Source organism: Congregibacter sp. (assembly GCF_965660375.1).
GTDB lineage: Bacteria > Pseudomonadota > Gammaproteobacteria > Pseudomonadales > Halieaceae > Congregibacter.
Window position 1 is genome coordinate 1 of the sequence record NZ_CBFHZO010000054.1, and the last position, 15,693, is coordinate 15,693.

The following is a 15,693-nucleotide window of genomic DNA, read 5'->3' on the forward strand; positions in this document are numbered from 1 at the left end:
CGCCGGGCGCCGGACACTTTCACGGCGCGCTTTGACACCACTGAGGGACGCTTCACCATAGCGGTCACGCGAGACCTGGCTCCCCAAGGCGCAGATCGTTTCTACCAGCTGGTCAGCGCGGGCTACTACGACGGTGTCCACATCAATCGCGTGGTACCGGGGTTTATTGCGCAATTCGGCGTTCACGGCGAACCGGCGATTCAGAAGATCTGGAAGACGAACATGATCCCCGACGATGAGGTTCGAAGCAGTAACCTGCGGGGCAGCGTCGCCTTTGCCATGACCGGGCCTGATACCCGTAGCACTCAGGTTTTTATCAACACCGTGGATAACAGCCGCCTCGATGATGGGGGCTTTGCGCCCTTCGGTACCGTTTCAGAAGGTATGAACGTCGTGGATCGTCTCTATGGTCTCTACGGCGAGAACGCCGGGGGTGGTCTCCGCGGTGGCAAACAGGGGCCTCTGGAGTCCGGTGGCAGCGACTATCTGAACAGCAATTATCCGCTGCTGGACTTCATTCGCCGGGCGACGATTCAGTAGGCATTGTGGTAGGCGGGGCCAGTCAGGAACGCTGCGAGAAAACGCAGGTTTCCCAATTGACATTGGGGCGAGCTTCTTCGCTCCGCATTTGCCGATAAACGCATTCGAAACCCTGCAAACACAGTTTTTGTTCCAGTTAGCTGGCGGAAACCGGATGGAACCCGCGACGTTTGTTTTCTTCTTCATCGCTACCGTGACGCAGGGAGATTGCCAACTTGCCCCCTGGCACCAGCAATGCACAGAGGGCCTGCACTGCCCGCGTCCGCTGTAGGGGATCAAGGTGCTGCCAAACGGCAGACAGAAGTATCAAATCGAATCGCTGAGAGCCGGCTGAAACGGTGGCAAGCTCAGGAAGGCAGTCATCGATCCAATGAACGCGCGAGTGAGGCTTCTCCAGTGCTATCTCGCGCATTGCGGCGCTGGGTTCTACCGCAGTAACGGTCCAGCCCAGCTCCGCCAGCCAGAGGGCATCCCGTCCCGACCCGGCGCCCACATCACAGGCATGACTCGCCCCCCGTTGGAAAACACCGCGGAGTACCACTCGCCGTGAACCGCCGCGGCACTGCGTGTAGCATAGCCCCTGCTCAGCTCAGCCGCGTGCAAACTGTAGTAGTCCAAGCTCTCCAAACCTTGTCAGTCTGCTCCCTGAATAGTGACCCTGCCAATACGGTTACTACTGCTCTGGTGAATCAACAGCTTGCCCTCACGGGTCACCCAGACGTGCCGCACAATGCCCACGCCGGAAGGAATCGCCCAGCTTTGGAACTTCTCCGTTGCGGGATCAAAGCGCACCAGCGCGTCCGGTCGCATGCCTGATTCGTTGTACCAGACCACGTCGTCGATAATCGCCAACGCATAGGGATGGGACTTGGGTCCACTGGGGGACGGCCATTCCCGGGTCTCACCGGTTTCAGGGTCGAGCACGCCGATCCGGCCCTGAGATGAGTTCACGTACCAGACCCGGCCATCGCTGGCGATATCCAGACGGCGGATCCGCGTCTTTTCATTGGGTATGTCAAAATATTCCAGTTCCATGCTGTCGGGATCCATGGCACTGATGGCGTTGGTGCCGTTATGGGCCACCCACAGGCGTCCTTGCGGTCCCACCTTGATGCCATAGGGACGCGCGCGGGTTGTCACCTCTTTGAGTGCGCCCGTATCAGGATCAAGACGCCCTAACATCCCCGCCTGCTGAGAGGTGAAGTACAAATTCCCGTTGGGATGAAACACCGCGGTATGAGGATCCCTTGCCTCCGTGGGAAACTCCTCAATTGTTCCGGTATCGGGGTCAAGCTTGCCGATGGTGGCGTTGCCGTTACCGGTGTACCAGATGTTTCCCTCGGCGTCGGGAACGATGCTGTGGGGTCGCGCCGCGGGCGGGAGATAGTACTCCTCCATCGCGCCTGTCTCGGGATCCAAACGGCCCGTCAGACTCGCCCACATGCCGGTCCACCAGATACTGCCATCGGGTGCCTCCACGGGGTCCCGGGATCGCTGCCCCAGGGTAGGCGCTATCCACTCTTCAATAGCGATTTCCACAGGACCGGAAATCAGCGTGGGTTTACGCTCCTCCCTGGCCGGAAAATTGGCCGCAAGATACTCAGCGATGGTATTCGCCTGGGGATCGGCCAAAGGCAGCATGCTGGTGATCAACGCCCGCCATTCCCCCGCCGAGTCAAAACCGGCGGAGTTGAGTATGCGTGAGGTACTGTGGCAGCTGATGCAAAGCTTCTCTACCAGCGCCTTGCCTTCACCCGATGGCAGCTGCTGTGGCTGGGCAAGCGCAGTAAACGCAGTGAGAAAGAGGCTGAGAAAGCAGCCGAAAGAGAAAGCGGGAAAGAAAATGGCCCTGGGTGCATGAAGCCGGAACATCATGATGAGGTTGTCCTGCGCTTGTTAACAAGACCAGAAGACTACCCGCTTTGTCGTAGCTGAATCCAGTCGCCGACGCTGTAATCATGCAGCCGGGGCGTCTCCCGAAGCGCCTGAAGAGTTCATCGCCTCACTGCGACAGTGGTAATAGAGTCGTCAGCCCATGTACCCTGCATCAGGCTTTAAAAGCTTCCGTTTTCGAATTTTTATCCGTTGCAGGAGTAAGACATGCACACCTTGTTTAAGGCCGGAGTCGCCGCGCTGGCGCTGATTGCGCTGCAGATTGCGCCGGTTTACGGCGACAGCCACAGCCCCGTTGAAAAAAGTGAGGGCGATAAAACAGACCATGGACGCACCGCAATCGAGGCGCCCACCGAGTTTGTCACAGAGCACAGCGGCACCTTCAACGGAGCAAAACTGCGCTATCGCGCTCGCGCCGGTGAAACCTACCTGCAGGATGACGAGGGGGAGCCCAACGCTGCCATCTTCAGCTTTGATTATTTAGCCATCAACGATGGTAAGAACCGACCCGTGACCTTTGTCTGGAACGGTGGGCCTGGGAGCGCATCGCTGTGGCTGCACATGGGCACCTTCGGACCTAAACGCGTCGTTGTGCCCTCGGAGGCAGGACACGCCGGTGCACCACCCTACCCCCTGGTAGACTCCAGCGAGACCATCCTCGACGTCACCGACCTGGTGTTTATCGACCCCGTGGGCACGGGCTTTTCCCGCGCTCTGGGAGAACATGACGGCAAGGAATTCTGGGGTCTCAAGGAAGATGCAGAATCCATCAGCGCGTTCATCAGGCGCTGGTTGAGTGAGAATCAGCGCTGGAATTCCCCGAAGTTTCTTCTGGGTGAAAGCTACGGCACCACCCGGGCAGCGCTGGTGGCTGATATTCTGGAAAACGAACACAGCGTGGCTCTCAACGGGATCGTGTTTATTTCCCAGGCGCTGGACTACGCGGGATCCACGCCCTATGTCGCAGACAACCTGATTTCCCATATCACCTACGTTCCTACCATGGCGGCTACCGCCTATTACCACCAGCGTGTGGATACCAAGGGCGCGAGCCTGGAGGAATGGGTTCAGCAAGCGCGGGAATTCGCTGTAGACGAGCTCCTCCCGGCGCTATTCAAGGGCAACACCCTCGATGCCGGCACCCGGGCGCAGGTACGGGATGAACTCGCAAGGCTCACGGGGCTGTCGCCCGACTACGTCGAGCGCGCCAATCTCCGTGTACGGGGCAATCGCTTTGCTAAAGAGCTTTTGCGCGATGAGGGCAAGATCGTCGGCAGTCTGGACGCACGCTACCTCGGTGATCCCGTCGACGACCTCACCGCGAGGGCCGACTTCGATGCCGCCAGTAACGCTATCTCCGGCGCTTATAAAGCGGCAATGATGAGCTACGTGCAGAGTGACCTGGGGGTGGCCTGGGAGCGTCGTTATCTGTCTCCTGCCGATCCGCGTCTCAGCGACGAGTGGAACTGGAATCCCAAGGGGCGGGATGCCGCCTGGGAGCCCCACTGGGTGAATACCTCCCATAACCTGGTGAGCGCCATGGAGGCGAATCCGGGGCTCAAGGTGTTGGTGGCGTCGGGATACTACGATCTTGTAACACCCTTCTTCGATGCCGAGTACACACTCAATCGCTATGGCATCACGCCGGAGCGCGTGGATTACAAATATTATGGCGGCGGGCACATGATGTACGTCAACGAAGAAGCGCGACTAACACTGCTTCGCGACGTGCGCGCCTTTTTCAAAGCGCAGCTCAAGTGAGCGGGCGGGCTAGTCGGAGTGCAGTAGACGCTGGCTGAACCCGGCGCCCGCTTCTTCAAGCATGACCTTCAGTGGTGACTGCAGCGAGTTCGCTGCGCTTGCCGATTGGCGCAGGGAAGCGCCCAGGCCCGTGGCCAGCATGCGCTGATAGTAGGGCAGCTCCCGTCGGTATCCCGGCAAGTGGTCTTCCAGGGCCTCGTCGCTTTCCAGACCGCTCATAAAGGCATCCACCAGCGAGCTCAGTGCGTGCTGCAGACGCTCGTTTTCCCCAATTCCCTCGTCGGGTGTAATCGACCAGGTCATATCGCCGGCGAGTTCGCAGGTTCCCAGGCAATCGCCCATATCACGCTCTCCCCATTCATCGGGTCCCACCAGTGACAGCTGCCACTCGCCGTCCTTTGCGTAGAGGTAATACAGCTGGCCCATGGCGGGTTTGAACTGAAACTTTGCCGACAGCACCAGCACGGATGCAAACCAGTCAAATAATAGCTCCGCCGGCGCCTTGGCTTTTACGGTCGCAGGACGCGTCTCCTGCCAGTGAGCAAGCACAGGGACAAGACCCTTGCCCTGGGGATTGGGATTTTTGTGGGGGTTTCGATTCATGCTCAAGGTACGCGGTAACGGCGCGCGCGGTTCTTTTCGTCAAGGGCAGTTAAGGGTGGCTCACGAGGCGGCCGGCCCCGGCGTTGTGCGGGCCCAGTAGTTGTCCAGCATCTGCCCCACGGTGTTGCGCTCCACCAGGTGAGCCGCATACCAGGTATGCAGGCAGCGAATACGGCGGAAGTCTGCAATACCACCTATGCCGCGCTCTGCGAGGGCGCTCCATTGACCCTGGCGCTCAAGGAGCTCTCTTTCACTGCTCTGCAGATAGGATTCCCGCAGCTGAATATGCCGATGGTGATCCTCTGCCATAGCGCGCTGAAGCACCGGGTCCCCATCGATCACGGCCTGAAACGCCGCGATGCACCCCGTGGCCTCTTCCCGATCAATACGAAGATTCAGAACCGGCTCGATTAACCAGAAAAGCGTCGGAAAGGGCTTTCCATTCACCAGCGATGCCACGCGAATCACCGCGGGCTGGCCCTCGCTATCCACCACCGCGACTTCTCGTAAGCCGCGGGGCGGGCGCCCCAGCCGGGCCTCCACAACCGCGAGAGTAGCTTCATCAATCACAGGGTTTTGTTCACTGCTGTTCATGACGCAAAGATACCTCTTGAAGCCCCACCCTCACAGTCTTGACGAATCACTGAAACGCCTCCTCCGCCGGCCAGAGTGGCTTTGACGCCGATGTTTGACAATATCCGGACAGCGGCCTACTCTCCCCATCGCCTTGGGTGCCTGTCGATACGCGAAAGTGTCTGGACAGGTTAAAAGGGAAGCAGGTGCAACACCTGTCGAGCGTACCGCTCGATGCGTGCATGCCTGCGCTGCCCCCGCAACGGTAGGTAGCGTGAAAACGCTACGAGCCCGATACCTGCCCTGGCAACAGCACCGATGGAGCGGAGGGCTTCATTAAAGGTCGCTAAATGCAGTTCTTGCGGAATGTATCCGCAGAGGCGGTGTTTCGTTTCCTTGATCCCCTCCCTCAATCGCCCTTTGGCAATTGAGGACACACACATGCATTGCAGCAAGTATTTTGCGCTAGAACGCCTTTTAGCCTGCGGTCTTATCGCAGCCACCACCCCGGTCTGTGCACAAAACCTCCTCGAGGAGGTTGTGATCAGCTCCTCCCGTGTTCCCACCCCCCTAAGAGAAGTCGGCACCTCGGTGACGGTTATGTCTGAGGAGGAAATTATCCAACGAGGTTTTCTCACTCTTCCCGACCTGCTGCGGACCCAGCCCTCGGTAGCGGCAAGCAACAATGGAGGACCGGGTAAAGCCACCAGCGTGCGCATTCGCGGCGAGGAGGGTTATCGGACCCTGGTGTTTGTCGACGGTATTGATATCAGCGATACGTCGAGCCCTCAAGTGAGCCCCCGGCTGGAGCAACTGCTGACCACCGGTATCTCCCGGGTAGAAATACTCCGAGGACCCCAGGGCCTCAATTACGGTGCAGACGCCGGAGGGGTCATCAACATTCGCACGGCTACGCCCAGCGAGACGCTGGGGGGTGGTGTCGCCATTGAGCAGGGCCGCTACGGCACCCAACAGCTAAGCGGGCGCATCGGAGGCAGCTACAAAGCGGTCGATTTTCTGGTGAGCAGCGCTGATTTGTCCACGGGTGGCTTCAATGCCCGGACCACAGACAGCGATCTTGTGGATGACGATGGTTACGACAACCAGACGATTCATGCCCGGGCGGGCTGGGACGTCAACGAAAAACTCCGCGTCGAGGCTGTGGTTCGCCAGGTCGAGGGTGAAAATGCCTTTGATGGCTGCTTTACCAGTGCCTTTCTGCCAAGCAATGACTGTGATGACAGTTTCCAACAGAACATCTGGCGACTAGCGGCTACGGCGGAGCTGGGCGCCTTTTCCCATGAACTCGCCTACGGCGAAAACACTACCGAGCGTAACTTTTTCGCTGAAGGGGCATCCTTCTTTAAAGCGGAAGGCGCGCTGGAGCGCCTCAGCTACGTGGGTCAATGGCAGCAGTCCGATGTCTTGTCACTGGTGTTTGGCGTCGATAGGGAAAAAGAATTCATAAACGACGGCAGCTTTGACAGATCACGACGGCAAAGCGGCGTTTACGGAGAGTATCAGGGGCGCTTTAAGGAGCAATTCACCGTGACCGCGGGCCTGCGGCATGATGACAACGACGACTTCGGCGATTACCTGAGCTACCGCCTGAGCGCCGCCTGGATAACGGACCTGGCCGATGGGGAGATCAAGCTCAAAGGCACCTACGGAACCGGGTTCCGTGCTCCCAGTCTCTACGAGATCAGTTACAACAACGGGCCCTTTGCAGCTCCCCCCGCCTCGGACACGGAGCTCACGGAAGAGATCAGCAAAGGATACGACCTGGGTATTGTCTGGGCATCGGAGTCGGGCGTTTATCTGGAAGCGACCTGGTTCGATCAGGAAATAGATGATCTCATCACCTTCGATGTCATCGCTTTTTCCGGCTACCTCCAGGATGCTGGTGTATCGGACTCTTCCGGGATTGAACTCATCGCAGACATCCCCCTGCCCCTTGGCTTCACCCTCTCGGGAAACTACACCTGGAATGAGACCACCTCCGCAGAGGGTGAACAGCGGGCTTTCAGGCCGGAGCAGCTGGCTAACCTGGGACTTTCCTATACAGACCCTCAATCCAAACTCAGGGTCGGCATTAACCTGCGTTCCTCGGCAGACGCTGTGGATACCCTGGGTAACGCCCTGGACGACTATCTGCTGCTGGATATGAACGCGAGTCTATCGGTGTACCGTGGCTTGACCGTCTACGCGCGCCTTGAGAATACGCTGGACGAAAATTACACAGAGATACCTACCTACAACACGGCGGGTCAGGCAGCCTATGCAGGAGTACGCTATGAGTTCTGATGAAAAAAAAGAAGCTAAACACAAAGCCGCCATGGAGAAACAGAAAGAATCGGTGGATGCATCCATTGCGGCAGCAGACACCGAGCGGGGCATCGGCATTCTCCTGACCGGTAATGGCAAAGGAAAGACCAGCTCCGCCTTTGGTATGGTCCTTCGCGCCCTGGGCTACGGCCACAAAGTGGGCATCGTGCAGTTTATCAAGGGCCAGCAACTCTCCGGCGAGGAAATTTATGTGCGGGATCGCTGCCCCGATGTCGCTTTCTACCAAATGGGTACGGGTTTTACCTGGGATACCCAGGATAGATCCGCCGATATCGCCGCAGCCCGCAGCACCTGGGAACAGGCCAAGGCCATGCTCGCAGACCCCGGCCTCGATCTTGTTGTGCTGGACGAGCTTACCTACATGCTGTCCTTTGACTATCTCGAGGAGCAGGAAATCCTCGGCGCCATAAAGAACCGCCCTGAGGAGCAAAGCGTTGTGGTCACCGGACGGGGCGGCGGTTCAGGCCTTCGGGACATCATGGACACCGTATCGGAAGTGAAGGAGATCAAACACGCCTATAACGCAGGGATAAAAGCCCGCCGCGGCGTCGATTACTGAGCCGTGCCTGACCATACACTGGGAGCACCGTGGTCGTTGGCGCTATTACTCATTGCGGCAACGACCCTGGCCGTATCGCTCGGCGCAGTCCCAATTAGTATGGCCGATGTGTTCAGCGTCCTTACCGGGCACGGCGACCCCCTCCACCAAACACTGCTTCTCCAGCTTCGGTTACCCCGCGTACTTCAGGCTGCCGCTATCGGTGCATTACTGGCGCTCACCGGCGCCCTCTCCCAGGGGATGTTTCGCAATCCCCTGGCGGACCCCTCGCTCATCGGCGTCACCGGGGGGGCATCGCTGGGTGGCGCCATCGTGCTCGCCCTGGGCATTGGCGCCGGAGCAGGGGGTAATGTCTTCCTGTCGATCGGTGCTTTTGCGGGAGGCCTCCTTGCTACCGGTCTTGTCTATCGCATCGCCCGCAGCGCCGAGGGCACATCAGTTTCAACCCTGCTCCTGGCTGGGGTAGCCATTACCGCCCTGGCCGGGGCCCTGGTCAGCATCCTGGAAATGACCGTGGATAATAGCACCCTGCGGCGGGTAGCACTGTGGCGTCTTGGATCTCTCGCCGGTGCGGACTATCAGAGCCTCACCCTCGCCTCGGGGACCCTCGCGCTCGTGATTGCGCTGTCCATGCCTTTGCGTCAGCTACTGAATGCCCTCCTGTTAGGTGAAGCCGAGGCTGGGCACCTGGGCTACAGCACCCAGCAGAGCAAGGCTCTACTGACCGCAATCATTGCAGGCGGCATGGGTGTGACCGTCGCCCTGGCAGGCGCCATCGCTTTCGTAGGACTGGTGGTTCCGCATATGGTACGGCTCTACAGTGGCCCGGAGCACCGTGCACTGCTGCCCCGTTGCACCCTGCTGGGAGCACTGGTTCTTGTCCTCGCTGACCTCATCTCAAGAACACTTCTGGCTCCTGGGGAAATTCCCCTGGGCATTGTCACCGCCCTTCTCGGCGTGCCCTATTTTCTGGTGCTGCTCCGACGCTATCAGGCCCGTCTGGTGATGACGTGAGCCGCGCAGCACTGGAAATGCGTGGGGCCACGCTCCGCCGGGGGAATGCAACCACACTTGCAGATATCAGCTTTGCGCTGGCGGGCGGCGAAATCCTTGGTGTTGCCGGCTGTAATGGCGCAGGGAAAAGCAGCCTTTTGCATCTGGCATGCAATGAGCTAGCACCCGGTGAGGGCAAGGTATTGCTGGCTGGCGAGGATTTAGCAGCAATCAGGCCGCGGGATCGCGCGCAACGCATGGCGGTACTGCCGCAACACATGCAATTGCAATTTGATTTTACCGTAGGGCAGGTCATTGCCCTCGGTCGCTCACCCCACGGCGATAGTGGGGCTGGGGGAAAAGACATCATCAATTTCCTTCTCGATACCTGCGAGCTTCAGGACCTTGCGCAGCGGCACTACCAAACGCTTAGTGGTGGCGAACAACAGCGAACACAGTTTGCAAGAGTCTTGGCCCAGCTCCTGCGCGAGCACCCGGATGAAAATCTTGCGGGCCAGGTGCTGGTACTGGACGAGCCCACGGCCTCCCTTGATATCCGCCATCAGGAACAGCTTGTGCACATGGTTAAAATGTTCAGAGATCGTGGATGTGCGGTGCTTTTGGTCATGCACGACATCAACCTGTTAAGCCGTTGTGCAGACCGGCTTCTGCTTTTGAAACAAGGCAGAGTGCATTCCCTCGCACCCACCGCTGAACAACTGAACGAAACTACCCTCAGCGAGCTCTTTGAGTTTCCTATGAAAGTGCAGCCCCGAGCTTTTGGCGAGTTACCGCTTGTGTATCCCGACTCCGGTCAACATGCGTTTTAGCCCCCCCGGATTTTGCCTGCTGCTGTGTCTACTGATAATCAACGCAGCACAAGGGGCCGTACAGGCTATTGATGCTGAGGGACGCACGGTAACCCTCTCAACAGCGGCGACCCGTGTCGTTGCCCTGGCACCCCACATCGTCGAAAACCTCGCCTCCGTCGGCGCTCTGAATACCATCGTGGGCACAGTACAGTTCAGTGATTATCCGGAGCCCGCAACGCATATTCCCCGTCTGGGCAGCGTTGGCGCTATCAGCCTCGAGGGCATCGTCGCCCTGCAAGCGGATCTCGTGGTTCTTTGGGGCTCGGGCACACCCGCAGGCTTGCGGGCCGGCATCGAGCGCCTCGGACTCCCCTACTTCGTCGATGAGATTCGATCCCTGGAGGACCTTCGCGAAAGTCTTGAAGCCCTGGGGACACTTACAGGAAACGCCGAAAAAGGTGCGCTGGTGTCAAAACAGCTGGACAGCGTTTTGGACGACATGGCACCTAATCGAAACACCCCCGATGACCACAGGCCGGGTGTCTTCCTGCAACTCTGGGATCAACCCCTGCAGAGCATTGGCAAAGCCCATTTACTCAACGAAGTCATTGAACGCTGCGGAGGCCACAGCATTACCGGCCGGATCCCCGGCCTTGCTCCCCAGGTCAGCATGGAGCAGGTGCTTACTGATAACCCCGCGCTCATTATCGTCGAAAGCCCGGCCCAGGCTGAGCACTGGAAACGCTACCCGCAGCTCAGGGCACTTCGTGAAAACAGGATCATCGTGATAAATCCGGACTTGCTCCACCGCCCAACACTGCGCCTACTGCAGGGCATGGAAACAATCTGCACTGAGGTTGGGCATCGCAAACCGGAGAACTAACGTTCCCCCAATCGCGCGTGTTCTGCCGCATAGGTGTAAACCACATCAGTGCTGGAATTTAATGCGGTCTCCGCAGAATCCTGAATAACGCTGATAATAAAGCCCACGGCGACCACCTGCATGGCGATGTCGACGGGAATTCCGAACAAACCGCAGGCCAGCGGGATGAGCAGGAGACTCCCTGAAGGCACACCGGAAGCGCCGCAAGCCGCCAGGGATGCGACGATACAAAGGAGCAGCGCCTGAGCGAAAGACACCTCGACACCCAGGGTATGCGCCGCAGCAACCGATAAGGTGGTAATAGTGATAGCAGCACCGGCCATGTTCACCGTCGCCCCCACGGGGATGGTCACGGAGTAAAGTTCTTCACTGATGCCCAGACGTTTTGCCAAAGCCAGATTTACCGGAATATTGGCGGCAGAACTGCGAGTAAAAAACGCCGTTACGCCGGACTCTTCCAGGCATCGAAACACCACCGGGTAAGGGTTCTGCCGTGTGAGAAGCCACACGTAGACAGGATTTACAATCAGCGCCACGATAAGCATGGCCGCTACCAGAAGCCCGGCAATACTCAGGTAGTCGGCAAGCACCTCCACACCGGTGGTGGCCACCGTGAGACACACCAGGCCAAAAATCCCGATGGGCGCCAGAGCGATGACGTAGCGGACGATGTCTGCCACCCCATCCGCCAGGGTCTGCAGATTCTGCCGAAAGGTATCCGAAGCCCTGCGGAAGCTCAGCCCAAGGAGGATGGCCCAGCTAAGGCAGCCCAGAAAATTACCCTTTAGCAGTGCGTTCACAGGATTATCCACTAGCTTGAAGAGCACATCACGGAGCACACTGCCGACCGCCGCCGGAGGGGCGCCGTCCGCTGCACCACTGAGGCTAAGGGTCTGCGGAAACACCGTGGACAGGGCAAGGGCTACCAGGGCGGCACTCACTGTGCCAACAAAATACAGAACCAGGGTTACCAGTATTCGCCGGGAGTCTGCGGATCGTTCGTGACGGTTGGCAATGGCCGACATCACCAGCAACATCACCAGCAATGGCGCCACGGCCTTGAGCATTGCTACAAAAAGTTCTCCCAGTAAACCCAGTTCCCTCGCCAGCGTCGGGAACAACATGCCAACCACGGCGCCAAGGACCACGCCCGCAATGATCCTCGGCACAAGACCTACTTCCGATAACTTCACGGCAAAACCTCATTGGGTAAACGACTTATTGTACGACAGCGCGGCTGTTTCTGATGGAAGCTACGCACAGCACAGACAAAAAAATGGGAGCCTGAAGCTCCCATTACAGATTTACCCGATCAACATTCAGTCAAGGAGATCAGGCTGCTCCGCGACGATAACATCGTAAAGCGGCTGGAAGCTGAACCAACCTGCCGCGTGGGATCCCACCTGCTCCGCAGTGCTTGCGGCGACTTCAGGAGAAATGGGCTTGGGCGTTCCCGCCGCCTCGGCCATGAGCTGTGCCTGACAGCTACGCTCCATGGTGACGAACCACCAGCAGGCCTCGTCAACGCTTTCACCCACGGTGAGTAATCCGTGGTTTTGCAGGATGACCGCCTTGTTGTCACCCAGTGCATTGGCAATTTTGTCGCCCTCGGACACATCCAGCACGACGCCCGTAAAGTCCTCAAAAACCTCGTGACTGTCATAGAAGGCACAGGAGTCCTGGGTCAGGGGATCCAGCTTGCGGCCCAGACTGGACCAGGACTTACCGTACACCGAATGAGAGTGCGCCGCAGCGGTGACTTCCGGATGCTTCATGTGGATGCGCGAGTGAATCGCAAAAGCGGCACCGTTAAGCAAACCATCGCCTTCCACCACATTGCCTGCGTGATCGACCTTGAGCAAATCGCTCACGCGCATTTGTTTAAAGGATCGCCCCATGGGGTTCACCCAGAAGTGATCGCTGTGCTCGGGGTCTCGTACAGTAATGTGCCCGGCAACGCCTTCATCAAAACCGAATTTGCCGAAGATGCGTAGGGACGCCGCGAGTCGCTGCTTGCGCTTGAGTCGCTCTGAGGCGACGTCATCAAGCAATGTATTGGCTGTCATGGTGTCGCCCTGGTTCATGACCAGATCAGCTACTGCTTCACCCATATCTGTTCTCCTTCACTATTGAGATGCTGTGGTTGATTATCTGTACTGTGTTTAATGCTAGCGCATGATCACGCAAATTACTGTAACTGGCGGCTCCGGCCCTTTCCGCAGCCTTTGACGCTTTTCGCCGGGCAATTAACGCCTCGAACCCTGTTGACGCATCTTTAATTAAAGAGTGTATTACTCGACGATTGCGCCCTCACCACTGACACGATCCAAAAGGGGAAACGCCGGCAGTGATGTCTCGCCGACTCGAACTCCTTTGACATGGGTGGCCAGTGCCGGCCCAACCATCGGAGTGACATGCTGCGGCCTCAAGTCTTCATGGCACTCACTGCAGGTCATCACTGGCCGCGTCTTCTTTCCGCAGCGCTGGTGGAAATACTCCACCGGTGCGCCATCGCCGCGATCCATCCATTCATCCCCCCACCGGCCCAGCATCATAAGCACCGGATACAGTCCCAGACCTTTTCGTGTAAGACGATACTCATAGCGGGGCGGCTTATCGCTGTATTTTACGCGCGTCAGGACACCCTGATCGACCAACTTGCCCAGACGTTCTGACAGTCGATGCCGGGTGATACCCAGATTCGATTGAAACTGATCAAAGCGTCGAGTCCCAAAAAACGCATCGCGAAGAATCAACAGGGTCCATCGCTCTCCCACCACCGACAGCGCGCGGGCCACAGAGCAGACCTGCTGATCAATATCATCCCAACGCATACACGTCTCTCCCTAGGCCTAAAAACCAGAACCTGAACTTTCTCGCAGGCACAAAAAAAGGCAAGCCATTTCTGGCTTGCCTCTTCCGAAAAGATTGCGCTTTAAACGGCGACAATGTTCTCGGCTTGAGGACCTTTCTGGCCCTGAGTAATGTTGAACTCAACTGCCTGGCCTTCGGCCAGAGTCTTGAATCCAGATCCAGTGATCGCACTGAAGTGAGCGAATACATCGGGACCGCTTTTCTGCTCGATAAAGCCGAAGCCCTTAGATTCGTTAAACCACTTAACTGTGCCGGATACTGTGTCGGACATATTTCATCTTCCTGTAGATATATAATTAAAGCTGCTTCCAAGACCACCTGCGATTCTCGCAAAGGCGCTCTTTAAGAGGCGGTAGTAGCCGCAAAAAAGACTGTTGTTAGTACCTGCAGGACGAAGAACTACTGAGAGATCACGTAACGAAGAATATTAAAACGAGACTTGCTTTTAGCTGTGTGTAAGGTACAGCCAGCCTCCCCTCAAGTCAAACACTGATGCACGGCAGCAGTGGGGCTTCCCGCTACCCCCAGGAGCCCTAAAACAGCTCACTCAACGCCCTCATCGAGTTTTCGATAGGCCACACGATCACCGACAAAAGTGCCCACATATGCAGTGTCGTCGACCACCAAACCCATGGTGGCATTGCTGAACACCGGCGTCGCGCCTCCCGACGACACCTCACTCACGGCGCGGGTCGTCGGATCCAGAGACAGCACCTTGTAGGGACGGGGGCAAGTCGCGTAGCGCTGGAGCTCAAACTCTCCCGCTTCATTGTAAGGATTACAGGCTGCGTACTCAGGGATAAGGCCCGCGGTCACAAAATGCCCCGCACTGTCACGATGGAGGTTGTCTGGCAGTATCGGCAGCGTCTCGGTGGTCCACAGTGCTTCCACCTCCTCTACCCGCTCAGCCTCCATCTCCAGACGATAGGCAGTGATGTTCGCCAGACCCGATGAAGCGATGTAGAACATGGACTCATCAGCCGACAGCGCGATGCCATTGGCATAGGGCTGCGCCGTAGCATCCAGCCGACTCCAGTCACCGCTGGCAGCAGACCAGTGATAAGCCGCGCCTGTGACGACACCCTCGAGAGCACTGGCAAAGCTTTGCCCCTCCTCAAGAGGAATTGTGGCAAGAAGGCTGCCATCACGCATTGCTGCCACACTGTTAATCTCCTGGCCTTCCGGCGCTAAAACGCAGCCAACCCAGGTGATCGTGGGGTTTTGCCCCCCGCGCGAAAAGACATCAAAAACCTCAATAGCCTCCCGCCCGCCATGACCTACCGCATAGAGCGTCGAGTACCCCCCCTCCCCGGCCACAAGATCCAGGCCGTGGGTGATGAGCGCGCTACCGTCGGGAGCGCCGGGACAATCCGCGTACAGCTCCCTATCCGGATTAACAGGACCGTCCTCCACCGGGTAAAGCGGCTGCCACTCTTTGCTCTGGGCATTAATCAGATTGAGTGCAGGCGGTGAGGAATACGCACTGGCGATAATCCATGGCGATCCCGGCACCTGCACAAGATCCTCAGCGCTGGGAATACCGCAGATATAACTGTCCGATCCAAAAGACTCGCAGTCCTCGGCGGCGCTGGTCACGCTTACCCCCAGACATCCGGCCACCCAGAACAAACCCCATAGCGGGCGCACAAGCGATGGACACAGGGAAATATTACTGAGTTCTCGCACTGATGACTCCTAGAATCGAATTTTGTCGTGATAAATCGTCGACCTGCCAGCGCCGACACCACAATCTGGGAAACTGAGTCTACCCCATAAATCGCAGGCAAAAAAAAGCCCGGCTATGTTGAGCCGGGCTTCCTGAACTTAAGTTCGAACTTTTGTCCGGGCTTATGTCC

General features: G+C 58.0%; 16 protein-coding genes and 1 riboswitch. Of the genes, 7 read left to right on the forward strand and 9 right to left on the reverse strand.

Annotated features, from left to right (window positions below; all coding sequences use genetic code 11):
* Window positions 1-540 (forward strand): peptidylprolyl isomerase (locus ACTG3T_RS04635; RefSeq protein WP_439101095.1); only part of this gene is annotated, 540 nt, incomplete at its 5' end.
* Between the two features lie 136 nt (window positions 541-676).
* Here the strand turns inward: ACTG3T_RS04635 and ACTG3T_RS04640 are convergent.
* Both ACTG3T_RS04640 and ACTG3T_RS04645 read right to left on the reverse strand, forming a co-directional pair.
* Entirely contained in the window at window positions 677-1,081 is a 405-nt protein-coding gene (locus ACTG3T_RS04640; RefSeq protein ID WP_439101096.1) for a class I SAM-dependent methyltransferase, read from the reverse strand.
* A 92-nt stretch (window positions 1,082-1,173) separates the two neighbouring features.
* Window positions 1,174-2,415, reverse strand: coding sequence for a Vgb family protein (locus ACTG3T_RS04645; RefSeq protein ID WP_439101097.1), 1,242 nt, complete (start codon window positions 2,413-2,415; stop codon window positions 1,174-1,176).
* A gap of 225 nt (window positions 2,416-2,640) precedes the next feature.
* Here ACTG3T_RS04645 and ACTG3T_RS04650 point away from each other — a divergent pair, with 225 nt between their 5' ends.
* Complete coding sequence (locus tag ACTG3T_RS04650) at window positions 2,641-4,194, forward strand: S10 family peptidase (protein ID WP_439101098.1); 1,554 nt, start codon at window positions 2,641-2,643, stop codon at window positions 4,192-4,194.
* A gap of 9 nt (window positions 4,195-4,203) precedes the next feature.
* On the opposite strand, the gene ACTG3T_RS04655 is transcribed toward ACTG3T_RS04650, so the two are convergent.
* Entirely contained in the window at window positions 4,204-4,797 is a 594-nt protein-coding gene (locus ACTG3T_RS04655; protein WP_439101099.1) for a DUF2452 domain-containing protein, read from the reverse strand.
* 60 nt (window positions 4,798-4,857) lie between these two features.
* Window positions 4,858-5,391 carry a DUF501 domain-containing protein gene (locus ACTG3T_RS04660; protein ID WP_439101100.1) on the reverse strand — a complete coding sequence of 178 codons (534 nt, stop codon included), beginning with the start codon at window positions 5,389-5,391 and terminating at the stop codon, window positions 4,858-4,860.
* Window positions 5,392-5,509: 118 nt separating this feature from the next.
* A riboswitch (cobalamin riboswitch) is annotated at window positions 5,510-5,690 on the forward strand.
* Window positions 5,691-5,811: 121 nt separating this feature from the next.
* On the opposite strand from ACTG3T_RS04660, the gene ACTG3T_RS04665 reads away from it, so the two are divergent.
* From ACTG3T_RS04665 to ACTG3T_RS04685, 5 genes are read left to right on the forward strand one after another with little or no spacing between them, the layout of a single operon-like run.
* A complete protein-coding gene (locus ACTG3T_RS04665) occupies window positions 5,812-7,674 on the forward strand; it encodes a TonB-dependent receptor plug domain-containing protein (protein ID WP_439101101.1) in 1,863 nt (620 codons plus the stop codon).
* Window positions 7,664-8,275 carry a cob(I)yrinic acid a,c-diamide adenosyltransferase gene (cobO, locus tag ACTG3T_RS04670; RefSeq protein WP_439101102.1) on the forward strand — a complete coding sequence of 204 codons (612 nt, stop codon included), beginning with the start codon at window positions 7,664-7,666 and terminating at the stop codon, window positions 8,273-8,275. The genes ACTG3T_RS04665 and cobO overlap by 11 nt, the downstream gene beginning before the upstream one ends.
* A gap of 3 nt (window positions 8,276-8,278) precedes the next feature.
* The gene (locus ACTG3T_RS04675) at window positions 8,279-9,289 is read left to right on the forward strand and encodes a FecCD family ABC transporter permease (protein WP_439101103.1); all 1,011 of its coding nucleotides are present in this window, start codon (window positions 8,279-8,281) and stop codon (window positions 9,287-9,289) included.
* A complete protein-coding gene (locus tag ACTG3T_RS04680; protein ID WP_439101104.1) occupies window positions 9,286-10,098 on the forward strand; it encodes a heme ABC transporter ATP-binding protein in 813 nt (270 codons plus the stop codon). Before ACTG3T_RS04675 ends, ACTG3T_RS04680 begins: the two co-directional genes overlap by 4 nt.
* On the forward strand, window positions 10,088-10,963 hold the full coding sequence (locus tag ACTG3T_RS04685) for a helical backbone metal receptor (protein WP_439101105.1): 876 nt from the start codon (window positions 10,088-10,090) through the stop codon (window positions 10,961-10,963). Before ACTG3T_RS04680 ends, ACTG3T_RS04685 begins: the two co-directional genes overlap by 11 nt.
* Here the strand turns inward: ACTG3T_RS04685 and sstT are convergent.
* The 5 genes from sstT to ACTG3T_RS04710 all read right to left on the reverse strand — a co-directional run bounded on the left by sstT (window position 10,960) and on the right by ACTG3T_RS04710 (window position 15,523).
* Window positions 10,960-12,156, reverse strand: a complete 1,197-nt coding sequence (sstT, locus tag ACTG3T_RS04690; RefSeq protein ID WP_439101106.1) for a serine/threonine transporter SstT — start codon at window positions 12,154-12,156, stop codon at window positions 10,960-10,962. The genes ACTG3T_RS04685 and sstT overlap by 4 nt on opposite strands.
* Before the next feature lie 126 nt (window positions 12,157-12,282).
* Window positions 12,283-13,074: a class II aldolase/adducin family protein gene (locus ACTG3T_RS04695; protein WP_439101107.1), complete on the reverse strand. Its 792-nt coding sequence runs from the start codon at window positions 13,072-13,074 to the stop codon at window positions 12,283-12,285.
* Window positions 13,075-13,254: 180 nt separating this feature from the next.
* Window positions 13,255-13,797 carry a winged helix-turn-helix transcriptional regulator gene (locus ACTG3T_RS04700; protein WP_439101108.1) on the reverse strand — a complete coding sequence of 181 codons (543 nt, stop codon included), beginning with the start codon at window positions 13,795-13,797 and terminating at the stop codon, window positions 13,255-13,257.
* 101 nt (window positions 13,798-13,898) lie between these two features.
* A complete protein-coding gene (locus ACTG3T_RS04705; protein WP_439101109.1) occupies window positions 13,899-14,108 on the reverse strand; it encodes a cold-shock protein in 210 nt (69 codons plus the stop codon).
* A 272-nt stretch (window positions 14,109-14,380) separates the two neighbouring features.
* Window positions 14,381-15,523: an SMP-30/gluconolactonase/LRE family protein gene (locus tag ACTG3T_RS04710; RefSeq protein ID WP_439101110.1), complete on the reverse strand. Its 1,143-nt coding sequence runs from the start codon at window positions 15,521-15,523 to the stop codon at window positions 14,381-14,383.
* Window positions 15,524-15,693: the final 170 nt, after the last annotated feature.

Coding starts and splice junctions, on each gene's coding strand:
- ACTG3T_RS04645 (WP_439101097.1), bottom strand. CDS start 2,415: ATGATGTTCCGGCTTCATGCACCCAGGGCCATTTTCTTTCCCGCTTTC.
- ACTG3T_RS04650 (WP_439101098.1), top strand. CDS start 2,641: ATGCACACCTTGTTTAAGGCCGGAGTCGCCGCGCTGGCGCTGATTGCG.
- ACTG3T_RS04655 (WP_439101099.1), bottom strand. CDS start 4,797: ATGAATCGAAACCCCCACAAAAATCCCAATCCCCAGGGCAAGGGTCTT.
- ACTG3T_RS04660 (WP_439101100.1), bottom strand. CDS start 5,391: ATGAACAGCAGTGAACAAAACCCTGTGATTGATGAAGCTACTCTCGCG.
- ACTG3T_RS04665 (WP_439101101.1), top strand. CDS start 5,812: ATGCATTGCAGCAAGTATTTTGCGCTAGAACGCCTTTTAGCCTGCGGT.
- cobO (WP_439101102.1), top strand. CDS start 7,664: ATGAGTTCTGATGAAAAAAAAGAAGCTAAACACAAAGCCGCCATGGAG.
- ACTG3T_RS04685 (WP_439101105.1), top strand. CDS start 10,088: ATGCGTTTTAGCCCCCCCGGATTTTGCCTGCTGCTGTGTCTACTGATA.
- ACTG3T_RS04695 (WP_439101107.1), bottom strand. CDS start 13,074: ATGGGTGAAGCAGTAGCTGATCTGGTCATGAACCAGGGCGACACCATG.
- ACTG3T_RS04700 (WP_439101108.1), bottom strand. CDS start 13,797: ATGCGTTGGGATGATATTGATCAGCAGGTCTGCTCTGTGGCCCGCGCG.
- ACTG3T_RS04705 (WP_439101109.1), bottom strand. CDS start 14,108: ATGTCCGACACAGTATCCGGCACAGTTAAGTGGTTTAACGAATCTAAG.